This is a genomic window from Enterococcus sp., from assembly GCF_032555305.1.
Taxonomy (GTDB): Bacteria; Bacillota; Bacilli; order Lactobacillales; family Enterococcaceae; genus Enterococcus_A.
This window is the reverse complement of record NZ_JAWGOQ010000011.1, coordinates 122066-139325: the sequence shown is the minus strand read 5'-3', so window position 1 is coordinate 139325 and position 17260 is coordinate 122066. Positions and strand designations below refer to the sequence as shown.

General features: G+C 40.2%; 14 protein-coding genes and 1 riboswitch. Of the genes, 2 read left to right on the top strand and 12 right to left on the bottom strand.

Translation table 11 applies throughout. The features are described 5' to 3' along the window. Positions 1–356 precede the first annotated feature (356 nt). The 5 genes from typA to E6139_RS10200 form a co-directional block, all read right to left on the bottom strand. Positions 357–2198, bottom strand: a complete 1842-nt coding sequence (gene typA / locus E6139_RS10220; protein ID WP_316402962.1) for a translational GTPase TypA — start codon at positions 2196–2198, stop codon at positions 357–359. Positions 2199–2307: 109 nt separating this feature from the next. Then, positions 2308–3072 carry an inositol monophosphatase family protein gene (locus E6139_RS10215; protein WP_316402961.1) on the bottom strand — a complete coding sequence of 255 codons (765 nt, stop codon included), beginning with the start codon at positions 3070–3072 and terminating at the stop codon, positions 2308–2310. Between the two features lie 33 nt (positions 3073–3105). Continuing rightward, positions 3106–3375: a UPF0223 family protein gene (locus E6139_RS10210; protein WP_316402960.1), complete on the bottom strand. Its 270-nt coding sequence runs from the start codon at positions 3373–3375 to the stop codon at positions 3106–3108. Positions 3376–3577: 202 nt separating this feature from the next. Continuing rightward, positions 3578–3898, bottom strand: a complete 321-nt coding sequence (locus E6139_RS10205; protein WP_316402959.1) for a hypothetical protein — start codon at positions 3896–3898, stop codon at positions 3578–3580. Further along, complete coding sequence (locus tag E6139_RS10200; protein ID WP_316402958.1) at positions 3850–4440, bottom strand: helix-turn-helix transcriptional regulator; 591 nt, start codon at positions 4438–4440, stop codon at positions 3850–3852. Before E6139_RS10200 ends, E6139_RS10205 begins: the two co-directional genes overlap by 49 nt. 203 nt (positions 4441–4643) lie before the next feature. Here E6139_RS10200 and E6139_RS10195 point away from each other — a divergent pair, with 203 nt between their 5' ends. Together E6139_RS10195 and E6139_RS10190 are read left to right on the top strand one after the other, a co-directional pair. Next, on the top strand, positions 4644–5270 hold the full coding sequence (locus E6139_RS10195; RefSeq protein ID WP_316402957.1) for a GPP34 family phosphoprotein: 627 nt from the start codon (positions 4644–4646) through the stop codon (positions 5268–5270). Between the two features lie 45 nt (positions 5271–5315). Next, positions 5316–5903, top strand: coding sequence for a DUF3267 domain-containing protein (locus tag E6139_RS10190; protein ID WP_316402956.1), 588 nt, complete (start codon positions 5316–5318; stop codon positions 5901–5903). Between the two features lie 179 nt (positions 5904–6082). Here E6139_RS10190 and lpdA read toward each other — a convergent pair whose 3' ends face one another. From lpdA to E6139_RS10155, 7 genes are all read right to left on the bottom strand, one after another. After that, positions 6083–7489: a dihydrolipoyl dehydrogenase gene (gene lpdA / locus E6139_RS10185; protein ID WP_316402955.1), complete on the bottom strand. Its 1407-nt coding sequence runs from the start codon at positions 7487–7489 to the stop codon at positions 6083–6085. A gap of 7 nt (positions 7490–7496) precedes the next feature. After that, positions 7497–9155 carry a dihydrolipoyllysine-residue acetyltransferase gene (locus E6139_RS10180; protein WP_316402954.1) on the bottom strand — a complete coding sequence of 553 codons (1659 nt, stop codon included), beginning with the start codon at positions 9153–9155 and terminating at the stop codon, positions 7497–7499. A 143-nt stretch (positions 9156–9298) separates the two neighbouring features. Beyond that, positions 9299–10276, bottom strand: a complete 978-nt coding sequence (locus E6139_RS10175) for an alpha-ketoacid dehydrogenase subunit beta (protein ID WP_316402953.1) — start codon at positions 10274–10276, stop codon at positions 9299–9301. 2 nt (positions 10277–10278) lie between these two features. Next, a complete protein-coding gene (gene pdhA, locus E6139_RS10170) occupies positions 10279–11388 on the bottom strand; it encodes a pyruvate dehydrogenase (acetyl-transferring) E1 component subunit alpha (protein WP_316402952.1) in 1110 nt (369 codons plus the stop codon). A gap of 391 nt (positions 11389–11779) precedes the next feature. Next, positions 11780–14386, bottom strand: a complete 2607-nt coding sequence (mgtA, locus tag E6139_RS10165; RefSeq protein ID WP_316402968.1) for a magnesium-translocating P-type ATPase — start codon at positions 14384–14386, stop codon at positions 11780–11782. A 394-nt stretch (positions 14387–14780) separates the two neighbouring features. After that, positions 14781–14946, bottom strand: a riboswitch (M-box (ykoK) riboswitch). 43 nt (positions 14947–14989) lie between these two features. Continuing rightward, positions 14990–15715, bottom strand: coding sequence for a nitroreductase family protein (locus E6139_RS10160; RefSeq protein ID WP_316402951.1), 726 nt, complete (start codon positions 15713–15715; stop codon positions 14990–14992). Beyond that, positions 15716–17137: a PLP-dependent aminotransferase family protein gene (locus tag E6139_RS10155; RefSeq protein ID WP_316402950.1), complete on the bottom strand. Its 1422-nt coding sequence runs from the start codon at positions 17135–17137 to the stop codon at positions 15716–15718. Positions 17138–17260 lie beyond the last annotated feature (123 nt).

Here is a 17260-nt window from a genome sequence, read left to right as displayed (position 1 = left end):
TAATCCGTGTTCTTTCATAAACTCTTTCTCCTTTTCAAGTTGCTTATTTAAGTTGTACTCTTATTTTTTTCAATCGTGGATGATGGCCGGTCACCACGTTAAACCCTGATCTGTTTCTTAGCTTTACAAAAATAACATACGCTTTCGAAATAACGTTTTCAAGCCCAGAATGTTAATTTGAAATTTAAAAATTGGAATAACTCTAATTTAATAATAAAATTCATTTTGCTGGCAACTTCAGTGCCATTTCTAAAGAAAAAAGCCTCCATCTGAAGATCAGATGCGAGACTTTTAATTAACTCTTTACTCTGAAGAATCAAAAAAACCACACCATAACAGTGCGGTCCTCAGAAGTATTAATCTACAGCTATTTTACGTTTTTTCGCTGCTTTTTCACGTTCTGATTTATTTAGAATTTGTTTACGCAGACGAATCGTTTCTGGTGTGATTTCACAGTACTCATCGTCATTCAAGAATTCTAAAGATTCCTCCAACGTCAAAATCCGTGGTTTTTTGATCACAGATGTTTGGTCTTTCGTTGCTGAACGAACGTTTGTCATTTGTTTAGCTTTAGTGATATTGACACCTAAGTCTTTATCACGACTATTTTCTCCGACAATCATGCCTTCATAAATTTCTGTACCAGGTTCAACGAAGACTGTTCCCCGTTCTTCAACACTCATGATTGAGTACATCGTTGCTTTTCCATTGTCTACAGAAACTAGCGCACCGTTACGACGTCCACCGATAACACCTTGAATCAATGGTAAATATTGGTCAAAGGTATGGTTCATAATCCCATATCCACGTGTCATAGATAAGAATTCAGTCGTGAATCCGATCAAGCCACGTGCTGGAGCTAAGAAGACCAAACGAACTTGACCGTTACCAGAATGGATCATATCTTGCATTTCAGCTTTACGTTGTCCTAGAGCCTCGATGACGCTACCCATGTATTCTTCTGGAGTGTCGATTTGTACACGCTCGAATGGTTCACATTTTACACCGTCAACGATTCTTTCGATGACTTCTGGACGAGATACCTGTAGTTCATAGCCTTCACGACGCATGTTTTCGATCAAGATCGACAAATGCAATTCGCCCCGACCTGAAACAGTCCAAGCATCAGGTGAATCGGTGTTTTCAACGCGAAGAGAAACGTCTGTGTGTAATTCTGACATCAAACGTTCTTCGATCTTACGAGAAGTAACGTATTTACCTTCGCGACCGGCAAATGGTGAATTATTCACTAAGAACGTCATTTGTAAAGTTGGTTCGTCAATGTGCAAAATTGGCAAAGCTTCTTGATGGTCAACTGGTGTTACAGTTTCCCCAACGAAGATATCTTCCATACCAGAAACGGCAATCAAGTCACCAGCTTTAGCTTCTTGGACTTCCAAACGTTGCAACCCGAAGAAACCAAAGATTTTCGTTACACGGAAGTTTTTAATCGAACCGTCTAGCTTCATAACAGAAACTTGGTCGCCGACTTTCATTTTTCCGCGGAATACGCGGCCAATACCAATACGGCCAACGTAGTCATTATAGTCTAATAGTGAAACTTGGAATTGCAAAGGCTCGTCGCTGTTATCAACAGGAGCTGGAATTTTTTCGATAATTGTATCGAAAACAGGTGCCATTGTTGGTTCTTGTTCTTCAGGTTTGTCTGATAGGCTTGAAGTTCCGTTGATCGCTGAAGCATAAATCACTGGAAAATCTAATTGGTCATCATCTGCACCAAGTTCGATAAATAATTCTAAAACTTCATCGACAACTTCTTCTGGGCGAGCAGATGGTTTGTCGATTTTATTCACTACAACAATTGGAGTCAAATGTTGTTCTAAAGCTTTTTTCAATACGAAGCGTGTTTGCGGCATCGTGCCTTCATAAGCATCTACAACTAACAATACACCGTCAACCATTTTCATGATACGTTCCACTTCACCACCAAAATCGGCGTGTCCTGGTGTATCCATGATGTTGATTTTGTAGTCTTTGTAGTTTACAGCAGTATTTTTCGCTAAGATCGTGATTCCACGTTCTTTTTCTAATGCATTGGAATCCATTGCCCGTTCTTGTAAACTAACGTGGCTATCTAGTGTATCTGATTGTTTAAGCATTTCATCAACTAGTGTTGTTTTACCATGGTCGACGTGGGCGATAATTGCCACGTTGCGGATATCTTCTCTGTAATTCAAATTAATTGCTCCTTTTCTTGTAACGCGAGACTCACTCGATTGACAATTATAACAGAAAATCATCGAGAGTGTTAGTAAAACATTTTCATTTTTTCAGAAAAATATTTTTCTACCTTTTGGCCTCGTCAAATGCCTGAATATCTGCCATAGCGGCTTGAGTTGCACCGATAAAGAATTCACGCCCCTGGAAGCTTAATGGCGCTTGATTTTCCCCGCAAATTGTCATCCCCAGCTGCTCCATCATGATTCCGCCCGCAGCGTAATCCCATGGACTCAATGTGCTGACATAGCCAATTTGAGTACCTTTCAAGATTGCGATAAAATCCAATCCAGCACAGCCTAATACCCGAATCCCCATAGAAGCTCTGCCGATCTCTTGTGCATGATACAAATTTTCCCGGTAAAGAGCCGCGTTCATTCCAATCAGCCCATCACTCAAGCTTTTATTTTCAGGGGCTGAAATTTCTTCCTTATTATGGTAGACTTTGCCAACTTTCAGACCACCCCAAAAAAGGTCATCCTGCATTACATCATAGATGAAGCCTAATTGTCCCACGCCATCTTCATAGACGGCGATCATGATACAGAAATTTTCCTGCTGCATCACAAAATTCAATGTGCCATCGATTGGGTCAATCACAAACACGCGACCTTCACCGATTGGTGTTTGATCCTGTCCGTTTTCTTCACCTAATATTTTGGCATTAGGATCAAAGGCATTGATTTTGCTGACGAAAAAATCCTGGATTTCCTTATCAACATTTGTTACAAGATCCGTTCGATTTTCTTTTTGATCAACTTTCAGTGCATCGCCTAACCCGATTTTTATCTTCTCTGCTGCCTCATATATCCAACTGATAATCTCATTTTCCATCATGATCTCTCCTAGTCAAAGTTTCGTCTAAATTTACATTTTAAAACGGTTAGCTGTCGTCTTTTTCGCTTGTTGTAACGTACGATAGATCGAATAGCCGCTGACAGCCTGAAACTCGCGGCCAATCCGCTTTTCTTCGCCAATGCTTTTCACGACTGTTTTAAATTTCTGATAGCCCGTCAAAAAGGCTTTTGTTTCGACTCCGTCTTCATTCGCTGTTTCGACTAAATTCAAGAAATTGATCACCAGCGCGATTTCTTCGTGTGACCAATCTTCATCGATTGGATAGCTATAATTTGCCATTGATCCTCACTCCATTCGAAATTAGTTTACCATAGAATTGTAAATGCTTTGTAAAAGTCGCTTTTAGACTTGATTACGTTTTGATTGGTCGCCGTTTTTATCCGCTAATAGGGTACAGTCAAAATTTGCGAAAAAGCGGCCAAAAAGATGACCCTTTTACCAAATTCACAACGGAAATCCGGTTCAAAAAAAGGATCTCCCATTACTGCGCTTTTTTAGCCTGTGCCATAGTTGATTGATAGATAATGTTCAAACGGTTGCCGTAATTCAAATGACCGCAGTCCTCGACAAAGATCTCGATGATCCGTTCGCATTGTCGCGGCCCTTTCGGATCGTTCTTCTTGATCAGCAACAACCCGTACACAAATTTCGCGTATAGATCATAATGAAGATATTTCATATCACGATTAGGACTCAAATTATTTAGATATTCCAACAAAACCTTCTCCGCTGAGACTAACTGATTCTCTTCAACTAAGTAACGAGCCAGATGCAGCACAGCATCATGACGCCATTTTCGCACCTCAAAGCTGCCATGGTCCTGTTGACTAATTTTTTAGCATAATAATAAGCTTCCTCAGGTTTGAACAGATCGCCGTTGTAAGTGATCAAAAAGAATTCGAACTTCCCCCATGTTTCGGTTTCCCGCAAATAATCAGCGATGGGCGTCAAATCAACGGTATAGCTTGGCAAGAAAATATAATTATAGAAACGCTTGCCAATGATAGCAGCGAATAAAAATCGATTTTCATTTGTTTCCTGATATAAAAGCTCTTGTTTTTCTACGAATTTTTTTAACAAAAAAGAGTTCCCCGCATGATAAGCCTGATCGATTTCTTCCTCTATCTTATAAAACCAAATGTCCATACTTTCATCGATCTCAAAAATAAACTCGTCGATCGTTGTGTTGAGACGATTCAGTAATTGGATCAGATTCGAAAAACGAATATCTCCGTTTTCACGTTCGTATTTCCGTAAAAATTGCGGTGTTACGATACCTTCAGACGTATTCATGATCGTTTGATTCTTCTTTTCCCGGATTTCTTGAAAAATTTTCCCAGTCACTTTATTTGCCCCCCTTGCTCATTAAAACGAGTTCCATTTTCACTCCATGTAACAACGAACGAAACTTTTGTTTCCATTTTATCTAGAATACCATGAAAAAACGATGAGAAATTCAGAATATTGAAAAGATTGTTTCGTAAAAAAGAATTTCTTTGATTTTTTCTTATACTTAAATCAAAGAACGAATAAAAAGGAGCAAGAAAATGAAAAATCTTAGTTTATCTCAACAATACCTGCTTTTAACGATGAATCGTCAAGGGAAGATTTCTTCTCTAAATTACTATGTTGGCATGTGTCTGGTCATGGCCGGCCTGCTAGATTTGAAAAGTGCAGGTGTGGTCGAATTAGAACAAAAAGAAATCATCATACTAAGCGACGATCTGCCAGAAGAGCTGGCTTATCTTGATTGTCTTTTGGATAAGATCATCACGCTTAAAAAGAAACGGATCGATAAGCTCGCTGTTGCTTATGGCGGAACATTCTTTGAGAAGGACTTGAAACAATTAGTGGCACAAGTTCGCGGCTCGCTGATCATACTTGATGAAGTCAAAGTGATGAGTGATACCAGCTACTTGGCAAAAGAAAGTACCGTCGCCAAAATGGTCGCTCGTTTGGAAAATCTGAATCAGCTGGATTACGATGGATTGAAACTCGCAATCCTTCTGAAAAAATCCTCTTACTTAAAACAATACATTGAAAAAGAAGAGCGGAAAAAACTTGAAGCGAAAATAAAAGAAGAGAAGAAAGACCCAGTTTCCCAACAAACCCAAACAATGATCTCACAACTGGATTGGTTAGTTGGATCACTTGTGGTAATAACTAGCGTATAAAATATTTATGGATAGAGCTACATTATCCAAGAAAAGAGGGACAAAATGGAGAAGCATCAGGAAGAGTTTAAAAAAATGAAAATGGCATTGAAGCAGGAAGGCTATCGGGAAAAAGATGTGACTTTCACCGCTAAGAAGGCATCTGTAATGGGCATTCTTTATTCTATCCCTTTTATTGTTATTTTAGGTTTCATCTATCGTTTTTTCTTGATTGATCGGGCACACTTAACTGAAATTACTGGCAGCTCTTTTTACATTATGTTTATTGGCGTTGTCATCATTTCTGTTTTTATCCATGAAGTACTTCATGGAGTTGGTTGGTCATTCTCAAGCGGCAACGGTTGGCGGGCTGTTCGTTTTAACATCAATGCTTTGATGCCTAGCTGTGCTTGTAAATCACCACTGAAGAAACAGCCTTATTTAATCGGCGTTCTCTTCCCTCTATGCGTCTTAGGGACGGCCAGCACGATTTTTCTTTTCGTATATCCCGGAACTGTTTCAATTCTGACTATGTTCGTTAACTTCGTGGCAGCAGGCGCAGATTTGATCATTGCTTCTAATGTATTAAAAGAAACAGACAGTTTGATTGTTGACCACCCAACTGAAGCAGGCTATATCGCTTTTTATAAATAGTGAAAATCGTTGATCACTTTTCAAATGTTAAGTCTACTTAAGAAGTACTTTCCTTTCGTTAAGGGTTAACAAGATATTCTTTCCAAAAGGAAATTTTTGATAAAATAGGCATTTCATCATGAGTACACAAAAGAAGACGACAAAATCCATTGTAAAAAGGATTTTGTCGTCTTTTAATACTAAATATGAATTGGTAAACCTAATGCTAATTCCGAAGCATCCATTACGATCTCACCTAATGATGGATGAGGATGGATCGTCAATGCGATATCCTCTGCGTTCATCCCTGATTCAATCGCTAAGGCTAATTCAGAAACCATATCACTAGCTCCTACACCGGCAATTTGTCCGCCAATGATCACATTGTCCTCAACGGTTGTAACTAAGCGGATAAAGCCTTCTGTCTTACCTAATGATAACGCGCGACCATTACCGGAGAATGGGAATTTGAAGGCTTTTGCTTCAAGTCCTGCCTCTTTGGCTTCTTTGATGGTCATTCCCACTGTAGCCAATTCTGGGTCAGTAAAGGCCACTGCTGGCATTGCTTTGTAATCAACTGCTACTTTCTTTCCAGAAATCGCTTCAGCCGCGATTTTTGCTTCATAGCTTGCTTTATGTGCTAATGCTGCACCAGGAACGATATCACCAATCGCATAAATGCTTGGTACATTTGTACGGCCTTGCTTATCGACTGGAATCAAGCCACGATCAGTCATTTCAACACCGGCTTGTTCTAAGCCCATGTCATTGGTATTTGGACGACGACCGACAGTTACCATTACGTAATCAGCATCAATTGTTTCTTCTTTACCATCGACTTCATAACGAACAGTTACGCTATCGCCATTATCAACAGCTTCCCGGGCCATCGCAGAAGTTACGACTTTGATGCCTTTTTCTTTGAAATCTTTTTCAACCAATTGCACCATGTCTTTTTCATAGGTAGGCAAAATTTGTGGCGTACCTTCAATAATCGTTACTTCAGCTCCTAAGTTAGCATAAGCACCACCTAGTTCAGCACCGATTACACCACCACCGATGATAACGAACTTTTCTGGCACTTCTTCTAATGCCAATCCACCAGTAGAGTCCAAAACACGTCCACCAAATTTGAAACCAGGAATCTCGATGGGACGAGAACCTGTCGCAACGATGGCATTATTGAATGAATATGTTTGAGCTGAATCAGGATGGATCACACGCAAAGTTTTATCATCAACAAAGAAAGCTTCTCCTTCGATAATTTCAACTTTATGTTTTTTCAATAAGAATTTTACACCTGAAGTCAGCTTGTTAACAACACCGTTTTCTTTCCATTCTTGGGTTTTAGCAAAATCTAACTTTACATTTTCACTCGTCACACCGAACATTGTAGAGTCAAGTGAATCGTGATAATGATGACCAGCAGAAATCAGAGCTTTTGAAGGGACACAGCCGACGTTCAAACAAACACCGCCAATATACTCCCGTTCAATGATCGCTACTTTTTGTCCCATTTCAGCGGCGCGGATGGCGGCTACATAGCCGCCCGGTCCTGCACCGATTACAACTGTATCTAATTCAATGGCGAAATCTCCAACTACCATGATTTTATCATCCTTCCATTAATAATAATTCTGGATCAGCTAATAAACGCTTGATATTGTTCATAGCTTTTTGCGCTGTCGCGCCATCAACGATGCGATGGTCGAAGCTTAATGAAAGTTTCATTACACGGCCTACCGCTAATTCGCCTTCGTCATTCACGATCGGTTGTTGTGCAATCGTTCCGACACCAAGGATCGCAACTTCAGGGTAGTTGATAACTGGTGTGAACCAGCCGCCGCCAACAGAACCGATGTTTGAGATCGTGATCGTTCCGTTACGCATGTCGTCACCTGATAATTTACCATCATGAGCCAAGGCTGCTTTTTCATTGATTTCATCAGCGATTTTGAACATGCCTTTTGTATCGGCATTTTTCACATTTGGTACATACAATCCATGATCCGTATCGGTCGCAATCCCAATGTTGTAATAGTTTTTGTAGACAATTTCTTGCGCCGCATCATCAATTGACGCATTCAAGACTGGATATTTCTTAACAGTAGCAGTCAACGCTTTTACTACGTATGGCAAGAACGTCAATTTCGTTCCGTTGTCTAAAGCTACTTGTTTGAATTTCTTGCGATGATCCCAAAGCTTAGATACTTCAACTTCATCATGTAGAGTTACATGCGGAGCAGTATGCTTGCTGTTGACCATTGCTTTAGCAATCGCTTTACGTGTTGGTGTCAATTTCTCCCGGGTTTCCATTTCACTCATATTTGACGTAAATGGTTGCGCAGGTTTCTCAGCTTTTGCTGGTGCTGAATCTGAAGTTGACGCTGGCGCTTCAGTTGATTGCGTTTCAGCTTTTGCTGGTGCAGCTTGTCCGCCGCCAGAAACGAATGAATCAATGTCTTCTTTGACTACTCGTCCACCTTTACCAGTAGCTGTTACTTGCGTAATATCGACATCTTTCTCACGCGCGTACTGGCGAACAGATGGCATCGCTAAGACGCGTTTGTCTGGATTACTTGCCTCAACTACTGAAGAATCACCTTTAGCTTCGGCTTTTGGTGCTTCTGCCGGTGCAGATGCTTCACTTGAAGAAGCACTTGAATCATTGTGTCCAGGGGCATCAATCTCAACTAATACATCACCAACGTTGGCTACTGTGCCTTCGTCTACGATAATTTTTTTGATTGTTCCTGTTACTGGTGATGGAATTTCTTCCACTGATTTGTCATTCTGTACTTCTAATAAGGTATCGTCTTCTTCGATCTTGTCACCTGATTTAACGAACCACTTGACGATTTCACCTTCTGCAATTCCTTCACCAATATCTGGTAATTTGAATTGGAAGACTCCGCCGCCTTCATTAGAACTACCGCTAGCGCTTGATCCGCTCTCCGCAGTTGGTTCTGCTGCTGGGGCCTCCGGTGTTTGTGATTCCGCCGCCACACCTGAGTCGCCTTCGTTATCTTCGTGTCCGGGTGCATCGATTTCTACTAGAACGTCGCCGACATTCGCAACTGTTCCTTCGTCTACGATGATTTTTTTGATTGTTCCTGTTACTGGAGATGGAATTTCTTCCACTGATTTATCATTTTGTACTTCTAATAATGTGTCATCTTCATTAATCGTGTCGCCAGCTTTGACGAACCATTTGACGATTTCGCCTTCAGCAATGCCCTCACCGATATCAGGCAATTTAAATTGAAATGCCATGTTTTTTCGCTCCTTATTCTGTTTGCCAGCCTTTTGAGTTAGCTTACAAGTTTTGTATGAATTTTCCTGTTAGAAAATTCCAGTGTTTTCACACGAATTAGGTTCTACTAACCTACAAAATAGCAGGTTAGTAAAACTGGTAATTAAAATTCTACGATTTCTTTTACTTTTGCTTCAATATCTGCTGCATTTGGCAACCAGATACCTTCCGCTTGTCCGAATGGGAAAACCGTATCTGGAGCAGAAACACGTCCTATTGGTGCTTCCAATGAAAGAATTGCCCGCTCAGAGATTTCTGAGATTACTTGTGCAGAGACACCCGCTTGTTTTTGTGCTTCTTGAACAACAACCACACGACCAGTTTTTTCAACTGATTTGATGATTGTTTCAACATCAAGCGGTGCTACTGTCCGTAAGTCAATGATTTCTGCATTAATGTTTTCTTTTGCTAAATTATCTGCTGCTTTAATCGCTTCACGAACCATCGCGCCGTAAGTAATGATGGAAACATCTGTACCTTCTTTAGTAACGGCTGCTTTGTCTAATGGCACTTCGTAGATTCCTTCTGGAACTTCTTCACGGAATGAACGGTATAGTTTCATGTGTTCTAAGAATACAACTGGGTCATTGTTGCGAATCGATGCGATCAACAAGCCTTTTGCATCATAAGGATTTGACGGAATAACCACGCGTAAGCCTGGAGATTGAGCCATTAATCCTTCTAAGTTATCTGAGTGAAGCTCTGGTGTATGAACGCCACCCCCGAATGGAGCACGAATCGTAACTGGTAAGTTCCGAGTGTTTCCCATACGGTAACGAGTACGAGCCATTTGACCAACGATTTCATCCATCGCTTCAAAGACAAAACCAAAGAATTGAATTTCAGGAACTGGACGGAAGCCTTGCAAGGCTAAACCAAAAGCAAGTCCACCAATACCAGATTCAGCTAATGGAGTATCGAATACTTGATCTTCACCGAATTTTTCTTGCAGACCTTCAGTAGCACGGAATACACCGCCGTTTTTACCAACGTCTTCACCGAAGATCAATACTTCTTTATCTTTTTCAAGCATCAGAGCTAAGGCATCTGTAATTGCTTGGATCATTGTTTTTTGTGCCATGATTATTTCGACTCCTTCGCTTCATAGAATTCAATTTGTTCTTTGATATTTTGTGGTTGCACTTCATACATATTTTTCAAGAAATCAGAAACTTTTTGTTTTGGTACACGGTCAGCATCAGTGATCGCTTGTTTAATTTCTTCTTTTGTTGCTTCAATTACTTTTTCTTCTTGCTCTTCTGACCATAAGCCTTTTTCCGTCAAGTATTTACGGAAACGAACCAATGGATCTTTCTTCGTCCATTCATCGTCCATTTCTTTTGAACGGTAACGTGTTGGATCATCACCAGATAAGGTATGCGGACCATAACGGTAAGTCAATGTTTCAATTAAAACAGGACCATTACCGTTGGCTGCCCATTCACGAGCTTTTTTAGATACATAATAAACGGCTAGTGGATCCATTCCATCTACTTGGATTCCTGGGATTCCAGCAGCAACAGCTTTTTGGGCTAATGTATTCGCAGCTGTTTGTTTCTCACGAGGAGTTGAGATTGCAAAGCCATTATTTTGAATATAAAATACAGCGTTTGCATGATAAGCCCCTGCAAAGTTGATCGCTTCATAGAAATCTCCTTGAGATGAACCACCATCACCTGTATAAGTGAAGACTACGTTTTTACTGTTACGTTTTTTTAAGCCTAAAGCCACACCGGCAGCTTGTACATATTGAGCTCCGATAATGATTTGTGGTGGTAAAGCCTGTAACTCAGCAGGATAATTATTTCCGGCAACATGTCCACGTGACCATAAGAAAGCTTCTGCTAAAGGCAATCCATGTTTGATCAATTGTGGGACATCACGATAGCCTGGCAATAAAACGTCCTCTTTTTCAAATGCAAAATGACTAGCTAGTTGACTTGCCTCTTGTCCAGCAGTTGGCGCGAAGAATCCTAAACGTCCTTGACGGTTCAACGCAGTCGAACGTTGGTCTAAAACACGTGACCAAACCATTGAAGTCATCAATTCTACAAGTTCTTCATCAGATAATTCAGGAACTAGATTCTCATTTACAATCTTCCCATCCTCATCCAGCGCTTGGTACACGGGGAAATCCGCGTTTACATCTTTTAGTAAGGCTTCAAAATCAATCGTTAACTCTTTTTCTGCCATGGTGTCACACTTTCCTCTCTTAAGTAAATTAAGTCTTGTTATCAGTGCAACAGCAAGTCAATCTGTATTATTGCTGTTGCCCCTTCCTCTCTAAATTAGCATTTTTGTATTCAATTGACAACAAACTTGCTCACCGATTCTGAACGAATTGAAGCGTTTCACTTTTCGTGCTTGTGAAATCAACAGCAGCTCATTTCTAATAATTAATAACAGCGATTGTATGAACGAAAGTTGATTAGGTAAAAAAAGATCGAATTTGCCATAATAACTGCTGTTTGATCGTAAAAATTGGATTAAAATGACTCAATCAAAATCCCCTGTATCCCAAGATTTGTGGTGATTTTTCACAAAAAAAGAAACAGAATAGCCACACAGGCCATTCTGTTATAGTTCAGATCCATTCTTTTGCAATTTTTATATAGAGTACTTTTCCTAATTGTGTTGCTACCATATATGCAGCCACGATACCTACATACCATAGCCAGTAATTGCTTGGCAGATGCACAAAATCAAATTGTTCAGCCAATGGTGTTAGTACTACTAAAGCTCCGACTACCACAGCCAGTAATAGGCTGATAAAAACCTGCGGTGCTGGTCGACTTTGAAGAAAAGGAATCTTCTTTGTCCGCACCATCAAGACAACCAATGCTTGTGTCGTCAAGCCAATCATGAACCAGCCTGTTTGGAACAAATTTTGTGAAGCAACGGTATTCGCGCCGAAAACAAACCACATGACTAAGAAAGTAATAATATCAAAGACTGAACTGATTGGCCCAATACATACAGTAAATTTCAACAGTCCTTTGGTTTCCCATTTCGAAGGCGCATGTAATTCTTCTTCGTCCACATTGTCCCAAGGGATCGTCAATTGGGCGAAATCGTAGATCAGGTTTTGCAACAGCAATTGAATCGAAAGCATAGGTAGAAATGGCAAGAAGGCACTAGCAATTAAAATCGAGAAAACATTCCCAAAGTTGGAACTGATCGTGATCTTAATATATTTCATCATATTACTGAAAACACGACGACCTTCAATTACACCATTCTCCAACACACCTAAGCTTTTTTCTAATAGGATGATTGAGCTAGCATCCTTTGTAATATCGGCTGCAGTATCAACAGAAATGCCCACATCCGCCTTTCTCAGCGCCGGTGCATCATTGATCCCGTCACCCATGAAACCGACTGTATGCCCTTTGCTTTGCAAAGATTCAATGATCCGTGATTTTTGCATTGGATTCAACTTCGCAAATAAGTTCATCTTTTCAGCAACTTGATACAGTTCATCATCTGACATATCATCGATTTGATTTCCTAAAACATAGTCATCAGCTGGGATTCCCACATCTTGACAAACTTTTTGCGCTACGATGGCATTGTCACCAGTCAAAACTTTTACGGCAACACCGTGTTCATGTAAAGATTTAATCGCAGGTTTAGCTGAAGCTTTCGCTGGATCTAGGAAACCCATGAAGCCGATCAAAGTCATATCTTTTTCATCATCTGTTGAATAAATTGCTTCGTCATGAGCATCGCGACGAACAGCAACCGTAATAACCCGCATTCCTTGACGATTCATTTTTTCATTGACTGTTTGCATTTGCTGACGAATTTCTGGTGTTAATTCTATTTTTTCGCCGTTGATCTCAACATATTTACAGATTGCAGCCATCTCTTCAACTGCACCTTTTGTGATCATCAATTGATGGTCGTCTGTTTTCATTACGACCGTCAAACGACGACGAGAAAAATCAAAGGGAATTTCATCAATTTTTTGCACTTCTTGATATGGCAAGTGACGCTCTTGTTCCTCAAAATAGTTAATCACGGCAATATCCATCAAGTTTTTCCAACCAGTTTGATACGTTGAATTCATGAAAGCCAGATCCAAAACTTGTTCGTTTTCATTTCCTAAGGGATCTAAATGTTGGACAAGTACAACTCGATCTTCCGTGATCGTTCCAGTTTTATCCGTACATAAGACATCCATGCTGCCTAAGTTTTGGATCGAAGCCAATTCCTTCACGATGACTTTGTGTTTGGATAACGTCAATGCGCCCTTTGCTAAATTCGAGCTCACGATCATTGGCAACATCTCAGGTGTTAAACCAACCGCAACCGCAATTGCGAAGAAGAATGCGCTGCTCCAGTCACCTTTTGTTAATCCATTGATCAGGAAAACTAGTGGGAATAAGACCATGACCATCCGTAATAATAGCTTACTGACTCTGGTCAATCCCAGATCAAAGGAAGTTTTTCCACGTTTTGAAGTGGCATTTTTTGCGATGTCGCCAAAGAATGTTTGCTGTCCAGTTTTTAGAATGATCGCTTTCCCTTGACCACTTAACACGTCTGTTCCCATAAAGACCAGATTCGTTAAGTCCAACGCAGTCGTTTCTTCAGTTAATTTTCTCTCTTTTTCAAGATATTTCTCGACAGGCATTGATTCTCCCGTTAACGATGATTGGTTGACGAAAAGGTCCTTTGTCCAAATCAAAACAGCATCTGCTGGAATCATGTCGCCAGTCGCTAACGTCAAAATGTCACCAGGAACGACCTCATCCATTGGAATTTCCTTTGTTTCTCCATTACGGGTAATTGCAGCTGTGTTTTCGATCATCTCTTTTAATTCAATACTTGCTTTTTGCGAACGGTATTCTTGGATAAACGTAATCAAAACACTGGCTAAAATCATGATTGTCATTACAACTGACGCTTCCATGTCATTAGTCAGCAAAGAGACTAGCGCTAAAGCTGCCAAAACATAGACAAATGGATCATTGAAAGCTTGTAAGAATAGCAAAATTGCTGGAGTTGGTTTTTGCGCAGATACTTCATTTGGACCATATTCTTCCAATCGGCTTTGCGCATCTTCTTCCGACAGTCCTTGCAATGATGTTCGCAGGTTTAGAAAAAGATCACGATCAGATAAGATCGCTAATTTTTTTAGTTCTTGGTCTTTGTTTACTTTGCGAGCAAGAAGGTTTTTTCTGTTCATCATAATGGTTCCTCCTAAAATTCAGGACAACATTAGTCGCCCTACTATATTTACTTTTGGGTCGACTATCCTCATGATCCATCTTCCTCACATCCTTTCATTTATTTAGGTTTGGCTAAAGTGAACTGTGCATAGCTAGCTCCTTTCAAAAAAGGATTTTCGTACGTACACAATGATTCATCATTCATAAGTCTTGCTAAAGAATAGAACTGAGAATAAGTTAAGCAAATAGATTAAGCACTTTACAAGTGTAAAGTTTCTCATGCCTTTTCTTTATGTTTTGAAAGATAAAACGGAATCGACTTAACGCTTAGCATTTTTTTGAATTGAGCCATAAGATTCATTTAAGCGCACAAAAAAACACGTACTCGAAAATGAGCACGCGCGAAAAAATCATTCATGTTCATCGTCGAGCTTTAGCACTATAGGGCGTAGACAGAATCTGTCAGCTACGTTATGAATCACCTTCACGATGATCCCTGTTATACCCATTGGCGTCTCTCGACATTTTTGGGCAGTAGCCTGTGTCCATATAGGAGCCTCACCTAACAATTAATTTAATTTTCATCCTTACTATAAGTCACTTATCTTTAACTGTCAAACTTAAGATTGAAAAAATTTGTTAATTTTCAGAAATTCATCAACTTTTTTGTTTGGTGTGTTTCCAAAGTAGTCCGCAAATTTCTTACTCCAAAGCTTTGTTTCACGAGCTTCAGCAAATCTTTCCATTGTGTCATCATAATCTTCAATAACTGAATAATCATAATCTTTATACCGGTCATAATGGATCACAGCTTCCTCATGTAAACGTGGTTTGCGTTTCATTTCTACATTCGGTTTTCCGATGCTCAGTCCAGCAACCGGCAGCACATAATCAGGTAAATTTAATAATTTGCTTACCTCAACAATATCCTTGCGAATCGACCCGACTACCACCGAGCCCAATCCCAGAGCCTCTGTGGCAATTACTGCATTTTCCAAAGCCAAAGCAGTATCAGTCACCGCCGTGATCAAAGGATCTAGGCCTTCATTAATACGATAATCGACATCATAATGTTCTGCCACTTTTTGTGTTCGTTTTAAGTCAGCAACAAAAACTAAGAAAACTGAGCTATGCAGCATGTGTGGATTCCCCGGGTTCATTTCCACCATTTTCTCACGAATACCGCGATCCCTTACCACGATAATGCTATACATTTGTCCGTTCATCCAACTGGGTGCTTGACGACTTGCCCGAAGAATTTTCTGCAGCTCTTCCTCTGATAATTGATACTCTTCATCGAAATTACGATATGTTCGGTGTTGATTCATAACCTCTAACGCTTCCATTTAACTCCTCCTTAACTCCTTTGAAATTGTCTCCAACTTTGAAAAAAATTGTTGCCGTGTCTGTTTAGTCATCCGAGTGTAATTCACCCTCATTGCCATTGTATCATTACTAAATAGAAATGCGGGGGCGATCAATAATTTTTCTCTGAGAAAAATCTCCCAGTCTTTTCTAGTTAAATTTTGGTGACGCCATGTCAAATAGACATAGATTCCACCGTTTATTGTTGAAATGCTCCAATCCTCCACAATTGATTTTGCACCTTCAGTAAACGCTTGTGCCTGCCGCTTTAAAGCAATGACTAACTCTGCCTGATTTTGTTCAAAGCGAGGATCCTTCAACGCTGTATGGGCAATCACCTGCGGAAAAATACTGATTGAAAAGTCCATCATTTGTTTCGCTTCCGATAATCGTTGAATCAGGTCCTGATCAGCGACAATCCAACCGATCTTAATCGACGACCCAAATATTTTTGACAAAGAGCCAAGATGAATTACCTGATGAGGAGCCAGTTCCTTCAACGAAGGCGGTATCGTGCTAAAGTTCATTTCACTAAATACTTCATCTTCAACGATTGGCAGCTGGTATTTACGACTGAGTTCAATCAACTCGTTACGGCGTTTTTCCGACATCGTGGAACCGGTTGGATTTTGAAAAGTTGGATTTAAAATGATCAATTTGATTTTTTTTGTCAAAATCAGTTGCTCCAGCTTATCAATCCGCATACCTTCCTGATCCATTTCTACACCGTATAGTTTGACGCCGGCACTCGCAAAAATCGGCAACGAATATAAGAAAGACGGATCTTCAATCGCAACACTGTCTCCACTTTGCAGCATGACTTGTAATAGTAGGAACATCGCCTGCTGTGCACCAGATGTGATTAACACTTGATTAGCAGAAACGTCGATTTTTTGTTCCTGCTTAATACGCTGACAAATCACTTGTTGCAAAGGCTTATATCCTAATGGACTTTGCTTTCGTTCCTCTAGCAAAAGCTCTTCCCAAGTATAGGATGGAAAACGAAAATCAGGGATTAAGCTTAATGGTAACTCTCCAGAATAAAGATCGATGGTTTCTGGATCATTTCGTAATATTTGGGCTTTCTCTACAAAAGGCTCTTTTGGGAGAGCTTCCCGAGTAAATAAGCTGCGCCAATCGACACGTGGTATCGTACTTCGTCCCCAGTTTCCTTCATTAACGATCGTTCCACTACCCTGACGCCGCAAAACCCACCCAAGACTGACTAATTCTTCCAATGCGTGAACGACTGTTGAACGATTTACCTGATAATAGTCTGCGAGTTTCCGTTCTGCCGGTAGTTTATCGCCTGGATGCAACGTTCCATCCTGAATGTACGTAATGATTTGTTCGATAATCTGTTGATATATCGGTATTGATTTATTTTCTGCTAACTCCCACATACTCATCCCTCATTTATTATTGGATGATTTAACGCTAACCCAATTTCGAATTGCTGTCAATCAAGCATAAAAAAAGACACACCAACATTGTTGGTATGTCTTTAAAAAGTTTTCTAAAAAGCA

Excerpts from the sequence above, each read along its gene's own strand:
- E6139_RS10215 (WP_316402961.1), bottom strand. The coding sequence starts at position 3,072 with ATGGAAAATGAGATTATCAGTTGGATATATGAGGCAGCAGAGAAGATA.
- E6139_RS10210 (WP_316402960.1), bottom strand. The coding sequence starts at position 3,375 with ATGGCAAATTATAGCTATCCAATCGATGAAGATTGGTCACACGAAGAA.
- E6139_RS10195 (WP_316402957.1), top strand. The coding sequence starts at position 4,644 with ATGAAAAATCTTAGTTTATCTCAACAATACCTGCTTTTAACGATGAAT.
- E6139_RS10190 (WP_316402956.1), top strand. The coding sequence starts at position 5,316 with ATGGAGAAGCATCAGGAAGAGTTTAAAAAAATGAAAATGGCATTGAAG.
- lpdA (WP_316402955.1), bottom strand. The coding sequence starts at position 7,489 with ATGGTAGTTGGAGATTTCGCCATTGAATTAGATACAGTTGTAATCGGT.
- E6139_RS10180 (WP_316402954.1), bottom strand. The coding sequence starts at position 9,155 with ATGGCATTTCAATTTAAATTGCCTGATATCGGTGAGGGCATTGCTGAA.
- E6139_RS10175 (WP_316402953.1), bottom strand. The coding sequence starts at position 10,276 with ATGGCACAAAAAACAATGATCCAAGCAATTACAGATGCCTTAGCTCTG.
- pdhA (WP_316402952.1), bottom strand. The coding sequence starts at position 11,388 with ATGGCAGAAAAAGAGTTAACGATTGATTTTGAAGCCTTACTAAAAGAT.
- mgtA (WP_316402968.1), bottom strand. The coding sequence starts at position 14,386 with ATGAACAGAAAAAACCTTCTTGCTCGCAAAGTAAACAAAGACCAAGAA.
- E6139_RS10160 (WP_316402951.1), bottom strand. The coding sequence starts at position 15,715 with ATGGAAGCGTTAGAGGTTATGAATCAACACCGAACATATCGTAATTTC.
- E6139_RS10155 (WP_316402950.1), bottom strand. The coding sequence starts at position 17,137 with ATGTGGGAGTTAGCAGAAAATAAATCAATACCGATATATCAACAGATT.